Origin of the sequence: Paenibacillus glycinis (genome assembly GCF_009909185.1) — a bacterium.
Classification (GTDB): Bacteria; Bacillota; Bacilli; order Paenibacillales; family Paenibacillaceae; genus Paenibacillus_Z; species Paenibacillus_Z glycinis.
Window position 1 is genome coordinate 179,444 of sequence record NZ_JAAAMV010000017.1, and the last position, 21,767, is coordinate 201,210.

The window sequence follows — 21,767 nt, forward strand, 5'->3', positions numbered from 1 at the left end:
CTGGCAAGTTATTCGTTTGGCGTGGGGAGAGAAGAAGCTTTGCGGGTACTAGGCATTGATCCGGGAATCGCCATCGTAGGCTTCGGATTCATCGACAAAATCGGGAGCAAGCTCGTTCCCGTGCAATACGGCTGCATCACGACGGAAGCGAAGACGCCGCAGGAAGAACGCCTGAAGCAGGTGTACGAGTCCGCCTGCTCGCTGATGGACCGTTACAAACCGGATACGGTGGCCGTGGAGAAGCTGTTTTTCAATCGCAACGTCACGACGGCCTTCTCGGTCGGTCAAGCCCGGGGCGTTATCATATTGGCCGCGGCGCAGCGCGGGCTTCCGGTCGCGGAATATACGCCGCTTCAGGTGAAGCAGGCGATCGTCGGCTATGGCAAGGCGGAGAAACGGCAGGTGCAGGAGATGGTGCGGATGTTCCTGAAGCTGAGCGCCATTCCGAAGCCGGACGACGTCGCGGACGCGCTTGCGGTAGCCATTTGTCATGCGCATTCATCGGTTCTGACGAACAAAATAAACGAGGTGAACCGCTCATGATTGATTACGTGAAAGGCCGGGTCGTGCATCTGGACACGGAATTCGTGGTGGTGGACGTGCGCGACATCGGCTATCAGATCTTTACGCCGAATCCGTACGCGTTCGCCAAGAGCGAGGAGCCCGTCACGATTTATACGCATCATCACGTTCGGGAGGACGCGGCGCTGCTATACGGCTTCGCGAACCGCGACGAACAGGCGATGTTCCGCAAGCTGCTGGACGTGTCCGGCATCGGTCCGCGCGTGGCGCTCGGCATCCTCGCGGGCGGCAAGCCGGAGACGATCGCGGCGGCGATCCAGCAGGAGAATTTGACGTTCCTGACAAAGCTGCCCGGCATCGGAAGGAAGACCGCGCAGCGCATGGTGTTGGACTTGAAGGATAAGCTGGACGCGATCCCGGGGGGCTTCAGCTTTGCGGCTGCAGGCATCGCTTTGGACGATGCCGGATCGGGCGCCGCGGAAGCGGAGGGCGGCCAATCCTGGCGCGAAGCGCGCGAAGCGCTGATGACGCTCGGCTATACCGCGGCCGAGCTCGACCGCGCGTGGCAGGCGATGAAGGGCGACGTTCCGTCCGGCGAGTCGGTGGACGCGCTCATGAAGCGGGCGCTGCAGCAATTGTTCAAAGGTTAGTGGAGAGGGGCGAGCGCGAATGGACGAGAGGATAATTTCCGCCAACCTCATGATGGAAGAGCAGGCGGTGGAGCTTAGTTTGCGTCCCCGCTATTTGTCCGAATATATCGGTCAGTCGCAAGTGAAGGATAATTTGAAAGTGTTCATCGAGGCGGCGAAGCTGCGCAAAGAGGCGCTCGACCACGTGCTGCTTTACGGTCCGCCGGGGCTCGGCAAGACGACGTTGTCCAACATCATCGCCAACGAGCTTGGCGTCAATTTGCGGACGACGAGCGGTCCGGCCATCGAGCGGCCGGGCGATTTGGCGGCGCTGCTGACGAACCTGCAGGAAGGCGACGTCCTGTTCATCGACGAGATTCACCGCCTGCATCGGACGGTGGAGGAAGTGCTGTACCCGGCGATGGAAGATTTCGCGCTCGATATCATGATCGGCAAAGGGCCGAGCGCGCGTTCCGTCCGGCTCGAGCTGCCGCCGTTCACGCTCATCGGGGCGACGACGCGCGCCGGCTTGCTGTCGGCGCCGCTGCGCGACCGTTTCGGCGTCGTCAGCCGGTTGGAGTTCTACACGGTCGACGAGCTGGCGTACATCGTCGCGCGCGCATCGGAGATTCTCGGCGTCAGCGTAATCGGCGAAGCGTCGCAGGAAATCGCCATGCGTTCTCGCGGTACGCCGCGGATCGCGAACCGGCTGCTGAAGCGGGTACGCGATTTCGCCCAGGTGCGGGGAGACGGCATCGTGACCCACGAGCTGGCGCGGTCCGCGCTCGGGCTCATTCAGGTCGATCCGCTCGGGCTCGACAGCATCGATCATAAAATGCTGCGGGCGATGATCACGATCTATCGCGGCGGTCCGGTCGGTCTGGACACGATCGCGGCGACGATCGGCGAGGAAGGCCAGACGATCGAGGACGTTTACGAGCCGTATTTGATGCAGATCGGTTTCCTGCAGCGGACGCCGCGCGGCCGGATGGTCACGCCGCTGGCGTACCGCCATTTGGGATTGCCGGTACCTCAAGAAAACGCCGCATCCGCGGATGCGGGAGAAGCAGAGGAAGAAGGAGGCGGCTTCGTCTAATGGGCTCTAGAAGGAAACAAGCTGAAGAGGACAGGCGAGAGAAGCTGATCGTGCTTTACGACGGCACGTGCAACCTGTGTTTGGCGAGCGTGCGCCGTTTGAAGGAGCTGCAGTCGACCGCGATCCTGCGGTTCATTCCCGTCCAATCCCTCGAGGAAACGTACGAGACGATTCCCGAGCTTTCAGCTGTAACCGAAGAACAGCTACTGACGAAAATGCATGTCGTCGAGATGGACGGCACCCTGCATGCCGGGGCTGCCGGAGTCGTCCGTATATTGAGGACGGTTCGAGGACTTAGATGGCTTGCGCCGCTGTACCGGGTACCGGGACTTCGCGGCGCGGCCGATTTCATGTATCGTTTTATTGCAGGCAGGCGCTACGAGTGGTTCGGCAAGACGGACGAGAGCTGTCATGACGGCGTTTGCGCGCTGGGCAAGAGGGACTGAAGTCAAACTTACGAAGCAGTTTGCTTCGCAAAACCAAGCTGATGCTTAGGAAGCAGTTTTGCGAAGCAAAACCAAGTTGATGCTTACGAAGCAGTTTTGCTTCGCAAAACTTTTAGGAGGACGATAAAGCCGTGAATGGCGCGAACGTTCAACACGACGGGAATCAGGAATCGCCGCGGAGGCTTCTCGCGATGCCGAAGGCGAAACGGACGGCTGCGGCGATCGCGACGGGAGTAATCGCATTATCCGTTTGGACCTCGCATCCTTCCGAAGGCGCGGCGGTGCCGCAGCTGGATACGATCCGGGTCGGCATATTCCTGAATACGAGCAAATACAGCCTGAACACCGCGGCGGCAACGTTCAGCTCGGCCGGGGCGCTGAAGGTCGGCGTCCGGCAGCCATCCACCGTCGTCCCGCTTTTCCAGACCGGCAGCGGGGAGACGGTCCGGTTTACCTTGGACGATTATAAGCCGCTGCTGCTGGAAACGACGGATTACCTGAAGGCGCTGAACGTGATGAAGCGGCTCAAAGCGCTCGGTGCGGCCGGCATGATGACGGCCTCCGGAGCGGCAAGCGGCAGGCTGTACCAGGTAGCGGAAGGCTCTTACGCGACCGCTGCCGAAGCCGGCGCCGCGGGCGACAAGTGGATGAAGGACGGGACGATCGCCGGATACGCGGGCACGTCCAAGAAGGCGGGACTGATCGGGCCGCTTCATCTGGAGACGGGCACGAGCTTTGCGTCCGAGATAGAGGCGGAGTCCGCGGCGCAAAAGCTGGTCGGAGCCGGCGTCGAAGCTTACGCGGCGATGAAGCAGTCCGGAACCGCCGCAGGCGCGTATACGGTGCTCGTCGGCGCCGAGAGCGACGCGGCAGCGCTCGCCGACGTGAAGGCGAAAGCCCAGCAAGCCGGAGGCGTGACGTTAAGCCAGACGGATGCCAAATCGTCGTATTTTCTTATTCGCGACGATTATTCGAGCACGGAATCGGCTTCCAAACCGCCCGTGCCGCTGTACGCGGTACCGACCGCCGGCGCGAAGCTCTGGCTCGAGACGACGGCCGAGTCCGGCATCAAATTGACCGAGCGGTACAACCGAAGCTATCGCGGATCGTTCGAGGTGAGCGCGCTGGGCAACAAGATGGCCGTCATCAACGAGCTTCCGTTCGAGCAGTACCTATACGCCGTGGTCGGCGCGGAGATGCCTTCCTCATGGCCGGCCGAAGCGCTGAAAGCTCAGGCGGTAGCGGCGCGCACGTACGCGCTCTACCAAGGGTTCGGCTTTCAAGTCGCGCACGTCGTGGATACGACGCTCAGCCAGGCGTACGGGGGGATCGGCTCGGAGAAGGCTTCGACGATCGCGGCCGTCGATGCGACGGCGGGCGAAGTGGCGATGTACGACGGCAAGGTGATCAATACCGTGTTCTCGTCCAGCGCCGGGGGAGTCACGGCGGACGCGCAGGAGATCTGGGGCAGCCCCTTCGATTATTTGAAGAGCGTGAAGAGCCCGGATACCTCTTCCGAGACCGGGCTTTACAAATGGTACCGCGTCGTGCTGCCGAACAATCTCGTCGGTTATATCCGCGAGGATTTGGTCGAGGATACCGGACAGAAGTCCCCGGGCGGACAAGCCGTCCTGCGCGTCAAGGGAGACGGAACCAAGGTGCGTCCGATTCCGCTCGTCCAGGATAATGTGCCGGTCGTCGGCTCGGTGAACGCCGGGACGCTCGTCGTGCAGCTGGAGAAAGTGACGCAGTCGAACGAGATGTCCTGGGTGCGCGGAACCTATTCCGCGGCCGAACTGCTCAAGCTGACGCAAGGGAAGCTGAGCAAGCCGATCAGCGGACCGATCCGCACGCTGGAAATCAGCAAATCAGGTCCGTCAGGACGTCCGGTCGAAATGACGGCGAACGGACAAACGCTCGGCGTCAAAACGCCGGACGCGTTCCGCTCCGTATTCGGCGGGTTGCCGAGCACGTTGTTTACGATCGACGAGACCGCCAGGATGACCATCGCCGGCGCGGGCGGGGCCACGCGCGAGAGGCCGGAAGACAGCAGCGCGATGTACGTTGTGGGCGGCGACGGGCAGAAGCAGGAGCTCAAAGCGGCCAACTTCTTCATTCTGAACGGAAGCGGGGATGTCCGCGCGGCGACGCAGGAGCCCTCGTTCCGGTTCGTCGGCTCGGGCAACGGGCACGGCGTCGGGCTGTCGCAATACGGCGCGCGCGGGCTGGCAGAGACTGGGTATGACTACAAATATATTATGCAATACTATTATAAAGACGCGAACATCGTTAAGGAATGAGACGCAGCATGAATGTAAATGAATTTGATTTTGAATTGCCGGAACGCTTGATCGCGCAGACGCCGCTTGCGGACCGAACGTCGTCGAGACTGCTCACCTTGAATAAGGAGACCGGCGAAATCGGGCATCACTCGTTCACGAAACTGGCGGAGCTGCTGCAAGCCGGCGACACGCTCATCTTGAACGATACCCGGGTCATGCCCGCCAGGCTGCTCGGGGTCAAGTCCGACACCGGTGCGAAGGTGGAGCTGCTGCTCCTCAAGCAGCTGGAGGGCGACCGTTGGGAGACGCTGGCGAAGCCGGGCAAACGCCTGAGAGCCGGCGCCAGGCTGAGCTTCGGCGACGACGGCACGGGAGCGCCCTTGCTCCAGGCGGTCGTCGTGAGCGAAGGGGAAATGGGCGCGCGGGTCGTTGAGTTCCAATATGCAGGCATCTTCCCGGAGCTGCTCGACCGGCTCGGCGAAATGCCCCTCCCGCCTTATATCAAGGAACGGCTGGACGATCGCGAGCGGTATCAGACGGTCTACGCGAAGCATGAAGGCTCTGCCGCGGCGCCGACCGCCGGCCTGCATTTCACGAAGCCGTTCCTGGAAGAGCTGGAGCGCAAGGGCGTGAAGATCGGTTATATCACGCTGCATGTCGGGCTAGGGACGTTCCGGCCGATGTCGGTGGATACGGTCGAGGAGCATACGATGCACGCGGAATATTACGAACTGAGCGAAGAGACGGCCGCGATGCTGAGAAGCGCCAAGGCCGAAGGCACCCGAATCATCGCCGTCGGCACAACTTCTTCGCGAACGCTTGAAACCGTTGCCGCCCGGTTTGCGTATGAAGAGATACGGGCCTGCAGCGGATGGACCGATATCTTTATTTTCCCGGGCTACGAGTTCAAGCTGGTGAATGCGTTGTTGACGAATTTTCATCTTCCGAAGTCGACGCTCGTCATGCTCGTCAGCGCGCTGGCCGGTCGTTCGGCCATCATGCAGGCGTATCGGGAGGCGGTCGAACGGGAATACCGGTTCTTCAGCTTCGGCGATGCGATGTTTATTTATTAGGAACCTAGAAAGAGGCAGAGTGCAAAGTGGCTATCACATACGAATTAATCAAGACCTGCAAACAAACAGGAGCAAGGCTGGGCCGCGTGCACACGCCGCACGGAGTCATCGAGACGCCCGCGTTCATGCCCGTCGGCACGCAGGCGACCGTCAAGACGGTCAGTCCCGAAGAGCTGAAGACGCTGGATGCGCATATTATTTTGAGCAACACGTACCACCTGTTCATTCGCCCCGGCCACGAGATCGTGCGCAAGGCCGGCGGTCTCCATAAGTTCATGAACTGGGACCGGCCGATCCTGACGGACAGCGGCGGCTTTCAAGTCTTCAGCCTGAGCAACATGCGCAAGATCAAGGAAGAAGGCGTGGAGTTCCGCAGTCACCTGAGCGGGGACAAAATGTTCTTGTCGCCGGAGAAAGCGATGGAGATTCAAAACGCCCTCGGCTCGGACATCATGATGGCGTTCGACGAGTGCGCGCCTTATCCCGCCGAGTACGATTACGTGAAGCAATCGCTCGAGCGGACGACCCGCTGGGCAGAGCGATGCCTCGCTTCGCACGCCCGTCCGCACGATCAGGCATTGTTCGCGATTGTGCAGGGAGGCATGTACGAGGACCTGCGCCGCCAGAGCGCGTCCGAGTTGACTTCCATGGATTTCCCGGGGTATGCTATTGGAGGATTAAGCGTCGGAGAACCGAAGGATATCATGTACAACGTGCTGGAATGTACGGTTCCGCTGCTGCCGGCGAACAAGCCTCGCTATCTGATGGGCGTCGGATCGCCCGACGCGCTGCTCGACGGCGCCATCCGCGGCATCGATATGTTCGACTGCGTGCTTCCGACCCGGATCGCGCGCAACGGCACGACGATGACCAGCTCCGGCAGACTCGTCATTCGCAATGCCAAGTTCGCGGAAGACTTCGGTCCGCTCGATCCCGAATGCAGCTGTTATACCTGTACCCATTATTCGCGAGCATACCTCCGCCATCTGATCAAAGCGGACGAAACGTTCGGCATTCGCCTCACGACCATCCACAATCTGCATTTCCTGCTGGAATTGATGAGAGGCGTGCGCCAGGCGATCATGGAAGACCGGCTGCTCGACTTCCGGAACCAATTTTTCGCCAAGTACGGCTTATTCGAGAACGATAAAGGATTTTAAGGAAAGGGGTGAAATGAAATGTCAGGAGCTGCATCCTTAATTCCGTTTATTCTCATGTTTGCGGTGTTTTATTTCTTGCTGATCCGTCCGCAGCAGCGTAAATCGAAACAGCGCAACTCGATGCTGAGCGCCATCAAGAAAGGCGACAAGATCGTCACGATCGGCGGCATGCACGGCACGATCCTGGAGCTGACCGACGATATCGTCGTCCTTCGCGTCAACGATTCCACCAAGATCACGTTCGATCGCAGCGCGATCAATACGGTCGTCTCCTCCAGCGCAGCCGTAACGGCGTCCGCGCCCGTGATGGCGAAAGAAGAGAAAACGGAAGATATCAAAGGGTAACGAGAAGGGCGGCAGCGCGCGAGCGCAGCCGCTTTTTTTTGTTCCCTTTCGAACCGTTCGAAAGGCTCATAGTTTCCAACTTTAAGGTGAATACTATGGGGACGACAACGGGATCGAGGTGTAAACGAGTTTATGCATTTGTGGTTGGAAATCGTTCTCCGCACGCTGGCCGCGGTGCTTTTCCTGCTTGTGCTGACGAAGGTGCTGGGCAAGCGGCAGGTGACGGAATTGTCCGTTTTCGAATACATTACCGGCATCACGATCGGGAACCTGGCGGGCTACGTGTCCTTGGAAGCGGAGAATCATTGGTATCTGGGCATGTTGTCGCTGGGGGTATGGGCGGCCGTATCGCTCGGCATCGAAATGCTTCAGATGAAAAGCAAAAAAGCCCGCGATTGGATCGACGGACAGCCGACGGTGCTGATTCAGAAGGGCAAGATATTGGAAGGCAACCTGAAAAAGGAACGCATCACGACGGACGAGCTGATGGAGAGCCTGCGAAGGAAGGACGTCTTCAAGCCGGCTGACGTCGAGTTTGCCGTCATGGAGGTAAGCGGGGCCATTAACGTCATGCTGAAGTCGGAGAATCAGCCGCTGACGCCGAAGACGCTCGGCCTTCGCGTACAGCCCGAGCATGAACCGCAGGTCGTGATCATGGACGGCAACATTCTTCCCGATCCGCTGCGCTCCTCCGGGTACAACGAGAACTGGGTGAAGAAAGAGTTGGCCAAGTCCAACGTGAAGATCGAGGATGTCTACCTGGCGCAGATCGATGACTCCGGTACGCTGTACTTCGATCTCTTCGACGATAAGGCGAAGCTGCCGAAAATCCCCAACGGGCAAGCCTCGCTGCTGGCGGCGCTCAAGAAATGCGAAGCCGATATGGAAATGTACGGCCTTCTGTCGGCGGACGAGAAGGAGAAGCAGCAATATGCCGCTTGTTCCAAACAGCTGCAGCAGCTGATCGACGAAGTGCGGCCGCTTATCTACCAATGACAAACGACCGCTGCACGGGAGCATGCCCCCGATGCAGCGGTCGTCTTAACGTGCAAGAACGTAGATTATTTGGCGTCTTCCCGCAAATAGCTGACCGGCGGAACCACCGTGCCGCGGCGTCCGCGCAGCGACCATTTCGCTTTGCTCAGCCGGATGCCCATCGTGGAGGCGAATGTCGCGAGCGCGAGGCCGCCGCACATGTCGATGAGCCAGTGGATGCCGAGGTAGAAAATCGCGAAGATAATGATGAGCGCGCTGATGCAGCAAAACCAAGCCCAACGTTTGATGCCCGACCGCACGGCCAGGATGGCAAGCGTGACGGAGATGGACGTATGCAGGCTCGGGAAACAGTTGTTCAGTCCCGACAAGGCGCGGTATTGGTTTTCAAAATCCGGGAACGCCTTCAGCATCAGGAAGCTGACGTTGGGATCGTGGTACCAGACTTCGCTGACCGGGAAGAACAGGTAGAACGGAATCGCGAACGCATAGTTGATCATGATCGCGTAACACGTCGCGTAGAACATGGTTTTGTTTGGGCTCCGGTACGTATAGATGCCGACGGAGGCGATCAGCAGCGCCTGGAAGACGACCACGTACATGAAGGCCAGAATAGGCGTCAACCAGTCGCTCTGAAAGGCATGCTGAAAGTTGGCGACGAAGCTGCCTTCGATCGATTGAAAAAAACCGGCGAAATCGCGCGTGTTCGTCATGTGCTTCTCGATTCGAAGCTCGAATTTGTTGCAGAACAGTATGAGAATGAGCAAGACGAAGTGGATATTATATTTGCGGTTAAAGAGGTTCTCTTTAACGAATAATCCGCCGATTTTAAATGGATTCGCTGCGGCTCCGTACCACATCAGAACGATGACGGCCAGGGCCGTGTAGATGGCGACCGTCGTCATGTTGTCGAACAAGATCATGATTCTGTTTATCCCCCTAAGGTGTTGCGTCGTTACGGTCCGATATAGTATAACACATTTTTCAGGGATGATTACAACTCCCCGGACCGATAACGGATTCCGCGCGAAGCGCTTAGGAACGCTTCGTATTGACGCCGATCATGCCGCCGAGGGAGCCGCAAAGAAGCGTTTCGACCAGCATCGTCATCGTCTTGCCGCTGAAGCCGGCATTGCTAGCCAGAAAGCTGACCAACAGGATCAGGATGCCGTACACGATGCCCAACATGCCGCCGTAGTACCAGCCGCGCTGCCTCGATCTTCGTCCCGACACGAATCCGCCGGCCAAGGCGGAGCAACCGTGAACGGCCAAGCTGTAAGTCGGGAGCGCGCTTTCCTGCATGCTGCCCCATCTGAGCAGCATCGACAGGACCAGCGCCCCCAGGGCAAGCCAAATCGAAGCGTACAATATGCCTGACAGAAGAGGCGAGGCCATGTGTGCTTTCGGTACGTTTTTCATCGCGTTGATCGGTTTCATCCGGATCGATCCCTCCATTTCGCGTCTTGTCCATATTATTACAACATATGGCCAAGCCGGCGGGATTAGTACACGTTGAACGCCGTTTGGAACGGTTTAGCCATAGGAAGCAACGGATTGCGGGAGAAGGGGAGGCGCGGCGGTTACCATAAATTCGAAGCTCCCCCTTTCGTATGACCCGCATCCCATCCGGTGACAATAGGTGTACCTTACGTTGGGAGGGCGGCCCTATGGAATATTGGAGTCTGTTGTTCCGTACGCTTCTCATTTATCTGGTCGTGTTCGTGATCATGCGGCTGATGGGGAAAAGGGAAATCGGAAAGTTGTCGGTGTTCGATCTGGTCATCTCCGTCATGATCGCGGAAATCGCGGTCTTCGTAATCGAAGATACGAAACGTCCGATCATGGACGGCATATTCCCGATGATCCTGCTGCTATTGATTCAGATCGGGATTGCGCTTATATCGCTCAAGTCCCGAAAGATGCGAACCATGATCGACGGAGAACCGACTTTCATCGTCGAGCAGGGCAAAATAAATCGCGAAGCGATGCGCAAGCAAAGGTACAATTTAGACGATTTACTGCTGCAATTTCGCGAGAACAAGACGAATATCGCGGATGTCGAATTCGCGATCCTGGAATCGACGGGCAAGCTCTCCATCATTCAGAAGGATAAAGCCGTGACTCCGTCCTCATCGGACGAGGAACGTCGGGGAGATCAAGACGAGGCCCATGACGCATGGAACATGGATGCGAGCGGAGACGGCATGCGTGCCGCTACGAAGCCGGACACCAATAAAGAATCGCATTTGCCCAAGGCTTTTCCGCGCAATTACCGCTTCGAAAATTTGCCGGTTCCGCTGATCATGGACGGGGAGATCCAAAAGCATAATCTGGAAAAGCTCGAGAAGGACCGTTTCTGGCTCAATACCCAGCTTCGCGAGCATGGCATCGTCGATTTCAAGCAGGTGTTCCTATGCACGATCGATCATCGGGGCAAGCTGTTCATCGATGTCAAGCACAGAAGCGGGAAGCGCAAGTAACGTCCAGCATCGGCATCATCAAGCCGGTGCTTTTTCATGGCCGGAACCATCTGCCCACGAACGGAATCCGCGCGGCATCGTACCGGTCGATGATGCGAAGCGCGACCATCAGGATCAAATAGACGACCGCGCCGGCAAAACAAGCGGTGAGCAGGTTTTGCCATAAGGCCGGAAGCGCCTGCAGGTTCATGACCCAAAGGGAAGCGGCGCCCATGACGACCATCGCGGCGCCGACTTTGAGGAAATCGAGCCATTGCATGCGGAACCCGACGAATCTGGCGACGCTGATCCAGTGCAGCGCCGTGACGAGCACGATATTGGCGTTGATGGCGATCAGCGCCCCGTAAATGCCGAGGGAGGGCATGGAGGCCAGCTGGATGATGAGGACGAGCTTCACGACGGCGCCGATGAACGTGTTCATGAGCGCGGTGGAGGGCTTATCCAGCGCTTGAAGCGCGGCCTGGAGCGGCGCTTGCAGATAGATGAATAACCCGACCGGCGCCATCCATTTCAGCATCGGGGCGATTTCCGCGTGGTTGTACAGCACCCGGCAGATCGGATCGGCCAACAGTAACATGACGACGACGAACGGCGCGCCGGTGACGAGCGCGAGCCGCATCGATTGAGCCAGCCTCTTATGGATCGTCGCTTTGTCGCCTTTGGCTGCCGCTTCCGACAAAGACGGCACGAGGGAAACGGCGAGCGAGTAGGTCAATGCCGTCGGAAGCAGCAAGATCGGAATGATCATGCCCTGGAGCGCGCCGTATTGCGCCGTCGCGGCGCCCGTGGCGATTCCCGCAACGAGAAGCGCCCTCGCCGTGAAGATGGATTCCAGCAAATACGATAGCGAGCCGATCATGCGGCTGCCTGTAACGGGAACGGAGAGGCTGATCAACCGGCGCATGACGGGAGCGCGCCACCGGGAGTCGGGCCGGGCAGGTATACTTTTGGCTGTCGAGGGACTCGTCGAATGCTCCTTATCAACAGGAGCGGCGGGGACGATGGCCGGCCTCCTGCGATCATGCGCGTACTGCAGCAGCAGCACGGCGAATCCGGCGATTTCGCCGACCACGACGCCGAGCATCGCGCCTGCGGCGCCCCATGCCAGTCCGAGCGGAAGCAGCCATTGCGCGAACAACAACGCGAAGATAATCCGGATGATCGTTTCCAGCGTTTGCGAGAGCGCGGTCGGGATCATGTTTTGCTTGCCTTGGAAATATCCGCGGTACACGGAGGATATCCCGATTATAAGAAGCAGCGGACTCATCATCCGAAAGGTTTGGAAGACGCGGGCGTCCGTCATCAGGTTCGCCGTGATCCACGGCGTCAGCCAAACGAACAGGACGGTGAGCACGAGCGAAAGCATCATGGTCAGCGTCATGGCGGCCCGGAATATTTGCTTGACGCGCCTGCCGTCGCCTTGCGTTTCCGCCTCGGCGATCCACTTGGCGACGGCAAGCGGAATGCCGCCCGTGATCAAGGTAAGCAGCACGATAAGAAAGGGATAGCCAAGCTGATAGATCCCGACGCCTTCGGCTCCGATGATGCGGGGCAGCGCGATTCGCGGCACGAAGGCGAGGATGCGGTTAACGATTCCTGCGGCAAGCAGGATCAAGGCTCCTTTAATGAACGTTTGCTTGGTCAATGCGTTCCTCTCCCTCTGCGGCGATTGGTTTGCGTTCACTGTCGGAGGACAGGGAAGGCAGCATTCACCGACTCCGTAAACATGTCCTATTCATGCTTATGCGCGGCATGTCCGCTTCCATGCAGTCAATTTTTGGACCGGGGAACGAGAAAGCAGGAATGTGGGCATGATAGAGCGAATCCTAATGCGGGAGAGACATCGAGGCGAGGAGGTCGAGACATGGAGAATGAAGAGGAAAGACCGATGACGGACGAGGAATGGGCGACCACCATCGAGCATTTATGCGTCAGCAAGGCGGAGGAATTTCGGTTGATCGGCTATGAATACGTAACCGGCGAGGAAGTGTGGCACTGCGTCAACGATAAGTACGCGAAGACGGGGCAGCCGGCCAAGCATCAGGTCGTAAATGACATATTATCGTTAAAAGTGACAAAATTTATGAACTTTATGACGCTTAGCGCGTATAAAGGGACCCATTTTTAACGGATGGGCTCTTTTTTTTGACTCGTTTTTGAGGCATCGTTATAATAGGAATATTGAACAGAGTATTTAAGGGGGAACTGTAGGAATTATGAATCGTCGACTGTTAACGTTCATACTCATCATCGTCGTATCGCTCGGCGTTGTTGGGGGCTTGTCCAAGTGGGTAGTGGATGACGTAAAGCTAGGCTTGGACCTGAAAGGCGGATTTGAGATTTTGTACGAAGCCGAGCCGATCGAGGCCGGAGGCAAGATTACGAAGGAGTCGCTGACCGAAACCGCGAAGAGCCTGGAAGCCCGCGCCAACGCGACGGGCGTCGCAGAGCCGGAGGTTACGACCGAAGGCGCGAACCGCATCCGCGTCAAAATCGCCGGCGTGACCGACGAGGCCAAGGTAAGGGACGTCCTCAAGAAACCTGCCGAGCTGACGTTCCGCAGCGCGCGCGGCTGCGCCGCCGATGCCGGCTACTGCAAAGTAGAGCTGCGAGGCAGCGACTTCACCCAGAACGGCGCCGACGTGCGTCAGACGAACCTCAACGAATACGAAATTACGATCAAGATGAAGAGCGCCAGCAAATTCGCGGAAATTACCCGCGAAGTGGCCAAGCTGAGCACGTCCGGCACGAATCAGCTTGCCATCTACCTGGATGACAGGATGCTGTCCGCCCCGAACGTCTCGAGCGAGATCAACAGCACGGACGCTTCCATTACCGGCAATTTCGCGCGAGCGGAAGCCTATGATCTCAAAGACACGATCAACCTCGGCGCGCTGCCGCTGAAGCTGACGGAGAAATACACCCAAAGCGTAGGCGCTACGCTAGGCAAGAAATCCCTCGACGAAACCGTCGAAGCTGGCGCCATCGCGACGGTGATCATCTTGCTGTTCATGATGTTCTTCTATCGTCTGCCCGGCATCATCGCCAGCATCTCCATCATCGTCTACATCTGGCTGCTGCTGCTTGGCTTCAATCTCATTCATGCGACGCTGACGCTCCCGGGTATCGCCGCGTTCATTCTCGGCATCGGGATGGCGGTCGACGCCAACATTATCATGGCGGAACGGATCCGGGAAGAACTGCGCAGCGGCAAGAGCATCCTCTCGTCGCAGAAATCGGGCTCCAAGCACTCTTTCCGCACGATTATCGATTCGCACGTAACGACGGCTATCGCCGGGCTAGTGCTGTTCTTTATCGGGGTAGGTTCGGTTAAAGGATTTGCCGTCATCCTGCTCCTCAGTATCATCCTGAGCGTGTTGACGAACGTGTTCTTCTCTCGCGCGCTCCTCACGCTTCTCGTCCGAAGCGGAATTGTCAAGAAGAAATCCAACTTCGGTGTGAAGGAGAGTGAAGTACGTGCACTATAAAGCATTCGATAACATCGACGAGAAGAAGTTCAGCTTCGTCAAGAAAGCCCGTTACTTCTTTATTTTCTCGATCATTATCACGGTGCTCGGCATCGTGACCCTAGGCGTGTTCGGATTGAATTACGGCGTCGATTTCAAGGCCGGCTCCAACGTCGACATTTCGTTCAAGAAAGACGTCAGCAGCCAGAAGGCGGCATTGGAAACTTACCTGAAGGACAACGGCTTCGGCACGCCGGGCATGACCTTCGGAGCGAAACGCGTTACGCTTCGCTTCGACGACGTCCTGACCGATACGAAGGAGAAAGCCTTGAAGCAAGGCATCGCCGAAAAATTCGACAAAGACGCGTCCATGGAAGTAAACACGGTCGACGTCGAAATCGCCAAAGAGCTGCAGGGCAATGCCCTTAAGGCCGTATTGATCGCAAGCATCGGGATTGCCATCTACGTCAGCATCCGGTTCGAATGGCGCTTCGCGGTGGCGGCGATCGTCAAGTTGCTGCACGATGCGTTCATCGTCATCAGCTTGTTCTCGATCTTCCGACTGGAGGTCAATCTGCCGTTCATCGTCGCGGTGTTGACGATCATCGGGTATTCCATCAACGATACGGTCGTTATCTTCGACCGGATTCGCGAGAACCTTCGCTTCGCGAAGCTCAAAACGACCGAAGACATCGCAAGAGTCGTGGATTCCAGCATTTGGCAGACAATGTCCCGTTCCATCAACACGGTCATGACCGTTCTCTTTGCCACGGTGTGTCTGCTCGTCTTCGGCAGCGAATCGATCCGGTTGTTCTCGATCGCGATTCTGATCGGGCTCGTCTTCGGCGTCTATTCCTCGGTCTTCATCGCCAGCCCGCTGTGGCTGCTGTTGAAGAGCAAACAAAAACCGAAGACGAATGTCAAGTCTTCGGCTGCATCGTAGTAAGCTAGAGAACCAACGTTATAACTTTCAGGAGGCATCCATGACAGCGAACCAACGTTATGCCAGAGCGGAATCCGCAGCATGGACCGGGCTAATCGGCAATGTCTGTATCGCGGCGGTCAAGGGCGGCGTCGGCGTCATGACGGGCAGCAAATCGCTGCTCGCCGATGCCTGCCGATCGGCCTCCGAGGCAGCCGCCTCGTTCGTCTCGCTTACCGGCGTCCGCCGGTGCAGGCAGCTCGGTTCCCCGATTGCGCCGGTCCCGGCTTCCCGGGGCCGTTCGGAAGCCGCGACGGGCGTGCTGGCATCCTTATTGCTGATGATCGTCGGTCTCGAAATCGGAATTTCCGCCATCAAATCGATCGCGGACGGCGTTGAAGACACGCCCGGCTGGCCGGCGGCCGCGGTCGTCCTGGCGGCTTTCTTGCTGAAAGAAGCCGGCTTCTCTTCGAAAGAACGCGGCGCGGATTTCTACGCTTCGCTGGCCGCGCTGGTGGGAACGGGGGGATCGATGCTGGGCAGGCCGCTCGGCATGCACCTCCTGTATTATCTCGATCCGGCCGCTTCGCTGATCATCGTCGTGATCGTCTTCAGCAGCGGGTATCGCGTCGCATCGGCATCCGTGATGCGCAGCCGGTACTTGGAGGTCGAACCGTCCGACTTGTCGGAGCTGAAGGCCGTCGTCCTGCGGATGGAGGGCGTCATCAGCGTAGAGGTGCTGCGCGCGCGCGAGCACGGCCACTATGCCGTGGCGGACGTGGTCATCAGCGTCAATCCCCGCATTTCGGTGCTGGAAGGCAACGAAATCGCCAAACGCGTCAGAGAATTCATCATGAAACGGTTCAATCACATGACGGAAGTGACCGTCCATGTGGAGCCTTATGATCCTGGTTATCCCTATAAAAGCAATCATGATACCCATCCGGAACAATCGACAACGCTACTGCAATAGCAGCAGCGTTCATTTTTTTGATAAGCGAGGTGAGAGGCGCATTGCTGCAATCGAAAACACGCTGGAACCTGGCTTCGCTTGACGTGGAAGGCGAAGCTCGCGCGGGCGCGTTGGCCCGTTCCTTATCGCTGACGCCGCTTGTCGCAAGGCTGCTCGTACAGCGCGGGTACGACCGCGTCGAGGATGCGCGACGGTTTTTGAACGGCGGCCTCGAATGCCTGCACGACCCCTTTCTGCTGAAAGGCATGGAAGCGGCGGCGGCGCGGATCGCGCTTGCCAAGGAGCGAGGAGAACGCGTCCGGATTTACGGCGATTACGATGCGGACGGCGTTTCTTCCACGACGCTGATGACGTACCTGTTTCGGCGACTGGAGCTGAATTTCGACCATTACATACCTCACCGGACGTTGGAAGGCTATGGCTTGAACAAGAAGGCGCTCGACGCGGCGGCTGCGCTCGGGGTTACCTTGATCGTGACCGTGGATACGGGCATCAGCGCGGTCGAGGAGATCGCTTACGCGTCCCAGCTCGGCTTGGACGTCGTCGTCACCGACCATCATGAGCCGCCGCAGGAGCTGCCGGCGGCTCATGCCATCGTCAACCCGAAGCAGCAGGACTGCGAGTACCCGTTCAAAGGCTTGGCCGGCGTCGGAGTCGCGTTCAAGCTGGCGACGGCGCTGCTGGGCGAACCGCCGGTGGAATGGACCGACGTGGTGGCGCTTGGGACGATCGCGGATCTGATGCCGCTGACGGACGAGAACCGGGTGCTCGTGCGGTTAGGACTGGAGCAGCTTCGCCAAACGGACAAACCCGGCTTTCGGGCGCTGGCCGAGGTCGGCGGCATCGAGCTGTCGGCATTGCTGGCGTCGCATATCGCGTTCGGCATGGCGCCGCGCATCAACGCGGCCGGTCGGCTGGAGCATGCCGATGCCGCGGTCGACCTGCTGACGGCAAGCAACGACGAAGCGGCCGCAGCCGGCGCGCTGCGACTGGACGAACTGAACAAGGCACGGCAGGGAATCGTCGAAGATATCGTGCGGGAGGCCGAGACGATGTGGGCGGAGAAGCGCGAAGCCGCCGAAGCCGCCGGCAAGCCTCATCCTTCCGTCATCGTGCTCGCGGGAGAAGGCTGGAACGCGGGCGTCGTCGGCATCGTGGCTTCCAAGATGATCGAGAGGCACTACAAGCCGACGATCATTCTCGGCATCGATGCCGAGACGGGCAAATGCAAAGGCTCCGCCCGCTCGATCGACGGTTACGACTTGCATGCCGCGCTGACGGAATGCGAGGAATGGCTGGACCATTACGGCGGCCATCAGGCGGCGGCGGGCATGACGCTTGATCGGGAGAAGCTCCCCTTGTTCGAAGAGAGGCTGTCGCTACTGGCTGATGAATGGCTGCAGGAAGACGACTGGATCCCGAAGCTGAAGATCGACCTTGCCTGCAAAATGGAGGATGCGACGCTCAAAGTGCGCGAACAGCTGTCGAAGCTGGAGCCGTTCGGCGCGGGCAACGCCGCACCGAAACTGCTGTTGACGGGCATTACCCTGGCGGAGCGCAAAACGATGGGGAAAGAAAAGAACCATCTGAAGCTGGCGCTTGCCGGTCAAGGAAAAATGCTGGATGCCGTGGGATTCGGCTACGGGCATCTGGCGGATCGGCTCTCGAACGGGGCGGCCGTCGAGCTCGTCGGCGAGCTGACGATCAACGAATGGAACGGCCAGCGAAAAGCGCAGTTCATGGTGAGCGATCTTCGGGTCCCGCATATCCAGCTGTTCGACGGCAGGAACCAGCCCGGGTGCGACTCGCTGAAAACCGCCGATCGATTGCTCGCGTCGCCCGGTTTGGCGCAGGGAGAAGGCATCTTGCTCGTGCCGAACGAAGCTTGGGCTGAAGCCGCCGGTGCGTCCGCGCAGCTGTCGCTGCCGGACAGATTTCGGCTCTTGACATATACGGCTCTCATAGGGCAAAGTGTACAATGTCGCCATTTGGTCGTGCTCGGCAAACCGCCTTCCGCAGAGAAGCTGTCCAGCGCGATCGCCGCTTGCCAAGGGCTCGAATCCGCTCATCTGCATTACGAGATCGCCAAGGAGCAGGGCGAGTTTCCGACGCGGGAGCAGTTCGGCCAGCTTTACCAGTTATTGCGGCGGGAGTGTCCGCTGCCGGAAGCGACGGCCAAGGGCGTATTGGCCGGCAAGCTCAGCCGTTCGGAGGATAGCATCGCCTTGATGCTGAGCGTGTTCAAGGAACTGCAGTTTATCGAAACCGCCGACGACAAGCTAGTCCTTAGCGCCGTTACGGGCAAGAAGGAGCTGTCGCTTTCCCGCCACTACCGCGACGGCCAGCGGACGGCGGAATCGAACGAGATTCTGGCTCTTCCGGTCAAGCCGTTGACGGACTGGCTTACGGTGCAAGCGAGCATCATTCAAAACCAACATATCGAAGGAGTAGGTATTTCATGAATTATAAAGAGCATATCCGCGTCATCCCGGATTTTCCTCAGCCGGGCATCCGGTTCAAAGACATTACGACGCTTACGAACAACGGCGCTGTGTACGCGGCGGCAATCAACGACATCAAGCAGGCGATCCAAGACAAGCAAATCGACCTGATCGCCGGTCCGGAAGCGCGGGGCTTCATCATCGGCGCCCCGCTCGCCGTCTCGATGGGGCTCGGTTTCGTGCCGATCCGGAAGTCCGGCAAGCTCCCGGGCGAAGTCGTCGAAGCCAGTTACGACCTGGAGTACGGCAAGGACAAGCTGACGATTCACAAGGACGCGATCAAACCCGGCCAAAAGGTGTTGATCGCCGACGATCTGCTCGCGACCGGCGGCACGATCGCGACCACGATCAACCTGATCGAGCAGCTTGGCGGGGAAGTGGTCGGGGCGGCCTTCTTGATCGAGCTCGGCTATTTGGACGGACGCAGCAAGCTGGGCGGCATCGATATCTTCTCGCTGGTGACGTACTAAAATCGGAATGCCTGACGCCGGACATGGAAGCAGACGCTTCCGTCGTCCGGCGTTCGCTATACCGGAGGTTGACGGAAAGGCTTGAAAACAGGCATAATAATAGGAAAAACTCGGGCAGAACAAACACGCGGGACCATTTCATGATTTTCGGATGATTTGGAAAGCATACGGCGCCTCTCGGACGCGCGCTTTTCCGGAAAGGGACATTCATGGGCATAGAGCAGCTACTTGATAAAGCATCAACCTATATGAAGGAACAAGACTTGAAACGGATAACGGAAGCGTACGAATTCGCCGACCAGGCCCACCACGGGCAAGTGCGCAAATCGGGCGAGCCGTATATCCTCCACCCGGTGGCCGTGGCGGAAATTCTTATCAACATGCAGATGGACGTATTGTCGATTATCGCGGCGCTCCTTCATGACGTGGTGGAAGACACGACCGTCCCGCTGGAGGAAGTCCGTTCCCGGTTCGGGGAGGCGTGCGCGGCCGTCGTGGACGGCTTGACCAAGCTGGAGAAGATCCAGTTCCGTTCCAAGGAAGAGCAGCAGAACGAGAACTACCGCAAAATGTTCGTCGCCATGGCCCAGGACATGCGGGTCATCCTCATCAAGCTCGCCGACCGGCTTCATAATATGCGCACGCTCAAATATCAATCCGAAGAGGCGCAGCGGCGAATCGCGTACGAGACGCTGGAGATCTTTTGCCCCATCGCGCACCGGCTCGGGATATCCGCGATCAAATGGGAGATGGAGGACATCGCCCTTCGCTACCTGAATCCGCAGCAATATTACCGGATCGCCAATCTCATGAAGAAGAAGCGCGCGGAGCGGGAGCAATACATCGACGACGTCATCGGCCGCATTCGCGAGAAACTGGACGATATGGGCATCGACGGGGACATTTCCGGCCGTCCGAAACACATCTACAGCATTTACAAGAAAATGACCGCGCGCAGCAAGCAGTTCAACGAGATTTACGATCTGCTGGCGATTCGGATCATCGTCGACAATATCAAAGACTGTTACGCGACGCTCGGCATCATCCATACGTTGTGGAAGCCGATGCCGGGCCGGTTCAAGGATTACATCGCGATGCCGAAAGCGAACATGTACCAGTCGCTCCACACGACCGTCATCGGTCCGACCGGCGAGCCCACGGAAGTGCAGATCCGCACGTGGGAGATGCACCGCACGTCCGAATTCGGAATCGCGGCGCACTGGGCTTACAAGGAAGGCGGCGTCGTGCCGAGCGGCTCGTTCGAGGACAAGATGACGTTGTTCCGCGAGATCATCGAGCTGCAAGGCGATGCCAGCGATGCGTCGGAATTCGTCGAATCGCTCAAGATGGATTTCTTTTCGGACCTTGTATTCGTGTTCACGCCGAAAGGCGAAGTATTCGAGCTCCCGGCCGGCGCGGTCCCGCTCGATTTCGCGTACCGCGTGCATACCGAGGTGGGCAACCGGACGATCGGCTCGAAGGTCAACGGACGCATCGTCCCGCTCGACTACAAGCTGAAGACCGGCGACATCGTCGAAATCCTGACCTCGAAGCATTCTTACGGTCCGAGCCAGGATTGGATCAAGATCGCCCAATCGTCGCATGCGCGCAGCAAGATCAAGCAATGGTTCAAGAAAGAACGCCGCGAAGAGAACGTCCTCAAGGGGCGCGACGCCATCGAGCGCGAGCTGAAGCGTCTCGGTCTGGAGGCTTCCAGCTTCATGTCGGATGCGCAGCTGCAGGAAGCCGCGTACAAATTCACCTTCAACGATATCGACGATATGCTGTCGGCCGTCGGTTTCGGAGGCATTACCGCCGCCCAGATCTGCACGAAGCTGACGGAGAAGATGCGCAAGGAAGCCGAAGAGGCGAACCAGGTCGAGCTCACGAACGAAATGAAGGAAATGAAGTCTTCGCCGTCGCTTCGCAAGACGCGTCCTACGCACGGCGTATCCGTCAAAGGCGTGGACAATCTGCTGGTTCGTTTCGCCCGGTGCTGCAACCCGGTTCCGGGGGATGACATCGTCGGTTATATTACGCGGGGCCGCGGCGTGTCGGTTCACCGCGCGGACTGCACCAACCTGACGTCCAGCGCCGACGGCGAAGAAGCGGCCCGCATGATCGAAGTGGATTGGGAAGCGTCGGTCGAAGCGAATTACAGCGTCGACATCGAGATTACGGGGCATGACCGTTCGGGACTTTTGAACGAAGTGCTGCAGGCCGTCTCGGAGAGCAAAACGAACATCTCGGCCGTCTCCGGCCGATCGGATAAAAACAAGCTGGTGATGATCCATATGACGGTGCTCATCCGCAACATCGAGCATTTGCAGGCCGTCGTCGAGCGCATCAAACGGGTGAAGGACATTTATTCCGTTCACCGGATCATGCAGTAACTCTATTTAGCGCGC

The 21,767-nt window shown here is 58.5% G+C and carries 20 protein-coding genes; 17 read left to right on the forward strand and 3 right to left on the reverse strand.

The genetic code is table 11. The features are described from left to right. The first annotated feature begins 39 nt into the window (after nt 1-39). The 9 genes from ruvC (at nt 40) to GT019_RS18880 (ending at nt 8,549) form a co-directional block, all read left to right on the forward strand. On the forward strand, nt 40-543 hold the full coding sequence (gene ruvC / locus GT019_RS18840; RefSeq protein ID WP_161744727.1) for a crossover junction endodeoxyribonuclease RuvC: 504 nt from the start codon (nt 40-42) through the stop codon (nt 541-543). Beyond that, nucleotides 540-1,172, forward strand: a complete 633-nt coding sequence (gene ruvA, locus GT019_RS18845; RefSeq protein ID WP_161744728.1) for a Holliday junction branch migration protein RuvA — start codon at nt 540-542, stop codon at nt 1,170-1,172. The genes ruvC and ruvA overlap by 4 nt, the downstream gene beginning before the upstream one ends. Nucleotides 1,173-1,191: 19 nt before the next feature. After that, nucleotides 1,192-2,247: a Holliday junction branch migration DNA helicase RuvB gene (ruvB, locus tag GT019_RS18850; RefSeq protein ID WP_161744729.1), complete on the forward strand. Its 1,056-nt coding sequence runs from the start codon at nt 1,192-1,194 to the stop codon at nt 2,245-2,247. After that, the gene (locus GT019_RS18855) at nt 2,247-2,693 is read left to right on the forward strand and encodes a thiol-disulfide oxidoreductase DCC family protein (protein ID WP_161744730.1); all 447 of its coding nucleotides are present in this window, start codon (nt 2,247-2,249) and stop codon (nt 2,691-2,693) included. Before ruvB ends, GT019_RS18855 begins: the two co-directional genes overlap by 1 nt. A gap of 191 nt (nt 2,694-2,884) precedes the next feature. Beyond that, the gene (locus GT019_RS18860) at nt 2,885-4,993 is read left to right on the forward strand and encodes a SpoIID/LytB domain-containing protein (RefSeq protein ID WP_161744731.1); all 2,109 of its coding nucleotides are present in this window, start codon (nt 2,885-2,887) and stop codon (nt 4,991-4,993) included. A gap of 8 nt (nt 4,994-5,001) precedes the next feature. Next, nucleotides 5,002-6,048 (forward strand): tRNA preQ1(34) S-adenosylmethionine ribosyltransferase-isomerase QueA, encoded by a 1,047-nt coding sequence (gene queA, locus GT019_RS18865; RefSeq protein ID WP_161744732.1) that lies wholly within the window; start codon nt 5,002-5,004, stop codon nt 6,046-6,048. Nucleotides 6,049-6,074: 26 nt separating this feature from the next. Beyond that, a complete protein-coding gene (gene tgt / locus GT019_RS18870) occupies nt 6,075-7,208 on the forward strand; it encodes a tRNA guanosine(34) transglycosylase Tgt (RefSeq protein ID WP_161744733.1) in 1,134 nt (377 codons plus the stop codon). Between the two features lie 18 nt (nt 7,209-7,226). Next, nucleotides 7,227-7,553 (forward strand): preprotein translocase subunit YajC, encoded by a 327-nt coding sequence (yajC, locus tag GT019_RS18875; protein ID WP_161744734.1) that lies wholly within the window; start codon nt 7,227-7,229, stop codon nt 7,551-7,553. Between the two features lie 132 nt (nt 7,554-7,685). Next, a complete protein-coding gene (locus tag GT019_RS18880; protein ID WP_161744735.1) occupies nt 7,686-8,549 on the forward strand; it encodes a DUF421 domain-containing protein in 864 nt (287 codons plus the stop codon). 65 nt (nt 8,550-8,614) lie between these two features. Here the strand turns inward: GT019_RS18880 and GT019_RS18885 are convergent, their stop codons facing one another. Next, nucleotides 8,615-9,469 carry a phosphatase PAP2 family protein gene (locus GT019_RS18885; RefSeq protein WP_161744736.1) on the reverse strand — a complete coding sequence of 285 codons (855 nt, stop codon included), beginning with the start codon at nt 9,467-9,469 and terminating at the stop codon, nt 8,615-8,617. Between the two features lie 112 nt (nt 9,470-9,581). Beyond that, nucleotides 9,582-9,983, reverse strand: coding sequence for a TIGR04086 family membrane protein (locus GT019_RS18890; protein WP_201755455.1), 402 nt, complete (start codon nt 9,981-9,983; stop codon nt 9,582-9,584). A 230-nt stretch (nt 9,984-10,213) separates the two neighbouring features. On the opposite strand from GT019_RS18890, the gene GT019_RS18895 reads away from it, so the two are divergent. After that, nucleotides 10,214-11,026, forward strand: coding sequence for a YetF domain-containing protein (locus GT019_RS18895; RefSeq protein ID WP_161744737.1), 813 nt, complete (start codon nt 10,214-10,216; stop codon nt 11,024-11,026). Between the two features lie 34 nt (nt 11,027-11,060). Here the strand turns inward: GT019_RS18895 and spoVB are convergent, their stop codons facing one another. Then, complete coding sequence (spoVB, locus tag GT019_RS18900; RefSeq protein WP_161744738.1) at nt 11,061-12,671, reverse strand: stage V sporulation protein B; 1,611 nt, start codon at nt 12,669-12,671, stop codon at nt 11,061-11,063. 219 nt (nt 12,672-12,890) lie between these two features. Here spoVB and GT019_RS18905 point away from each other — a divergent pair, with 219 nt between their 5' ends. From GT019_RS18905 to GT019_RS18935, 7 genes are all read left to right on the forward strand, one after another. Beyond that, nucleotides 12,891-13,154 (forward strand): post-transcriptional regulator, encoded by a 264-nt coding sequence (locus GT019_RS18905; RefSeq protein ID WP_161744739.1) that lies wholly within the window; start codon nt 12,891-12,893, stop codon nt 13,152-13,154. 88 nt (nt 13,155-13,242) lie between these two features. Then, nucleotides 13,243-14,514, forward strand: coding sequence for a protein translocase subunit SecD (secD, locus tag GT019_RS18910; RefSeq protein ID WP_161744740.1), 1,272 nt, complete (start codon nt 13,243-13,245; stop codon nt 14,512-14,514). After that, nucleotides 14,504-15,436: a protein translocase subunit SecF gene (gene secF / locus GT019_RS18915; RefSeq protein ID WP_328803991.1), complete on the forward strand. Its 933-nt coding sequence runs from the start codon at nt 14,504-14,506 to the stop codon at nt 15,434-15,436. The genes secD and secF overlap by 11 nt, the downstream gene beginning before the upstream one ends. A 40-nt stretch (nt 15,437-15,476) precedes the next feature. Next, a complete protein-coding gene (locus GT019_RS18920) occupies nt 15,477-16,388 on the forward strand; it encodes a cation diffusion facilitator family transporter (protein WP_161744741.1) in 912 nt (303 codons plus the stop codon). A 41-nt stretch (nt 16,389-16,429) separates the two neighbouring features. After that, nucleotides 16,430-18,850 (forward strand): single-stranded-DNA-specific exonuclease RecJ, encoded by a 2,421-nt coding sequence (gene recJ, locus GT019_RS18925; protein WP_161744742.1) that lies wholly within the window; start codon nt 16,430-16,432, stop codon nt 18,848-18,850. Next, the gene (locus GT019_RS18930; RefSeq protein ID WP_161744743.1) at nt 18,847-19,359 is read left to right on the forward strand and encodes an adenine phosphoribosyltransferase; all 513 of its coding nucleotides are present in this window, start codon (nt 18,847-18,849) and stop codon (nt 19,357-19,359) included. Before recJ ends, GT019_RS18930 begins: the two co-directional genes overlap by 4 nt. A gap of 209 nt (nt 19,360-19,568) precedes the next feature. Beyond that, nucleotides 19,569-21,752 (forward strand): RelA/SpoT family protein, encoded by a 2,184-nt coding sequence (locus GT019_RS18935; RefSeq protein WP_161744744.1) that lies wholly within the window; start codon nt 19,569-19,571, stop codon nt 21,750-21,752. Nucleotides 21,753-21,767: the final 15 nt, after the last annotated feature.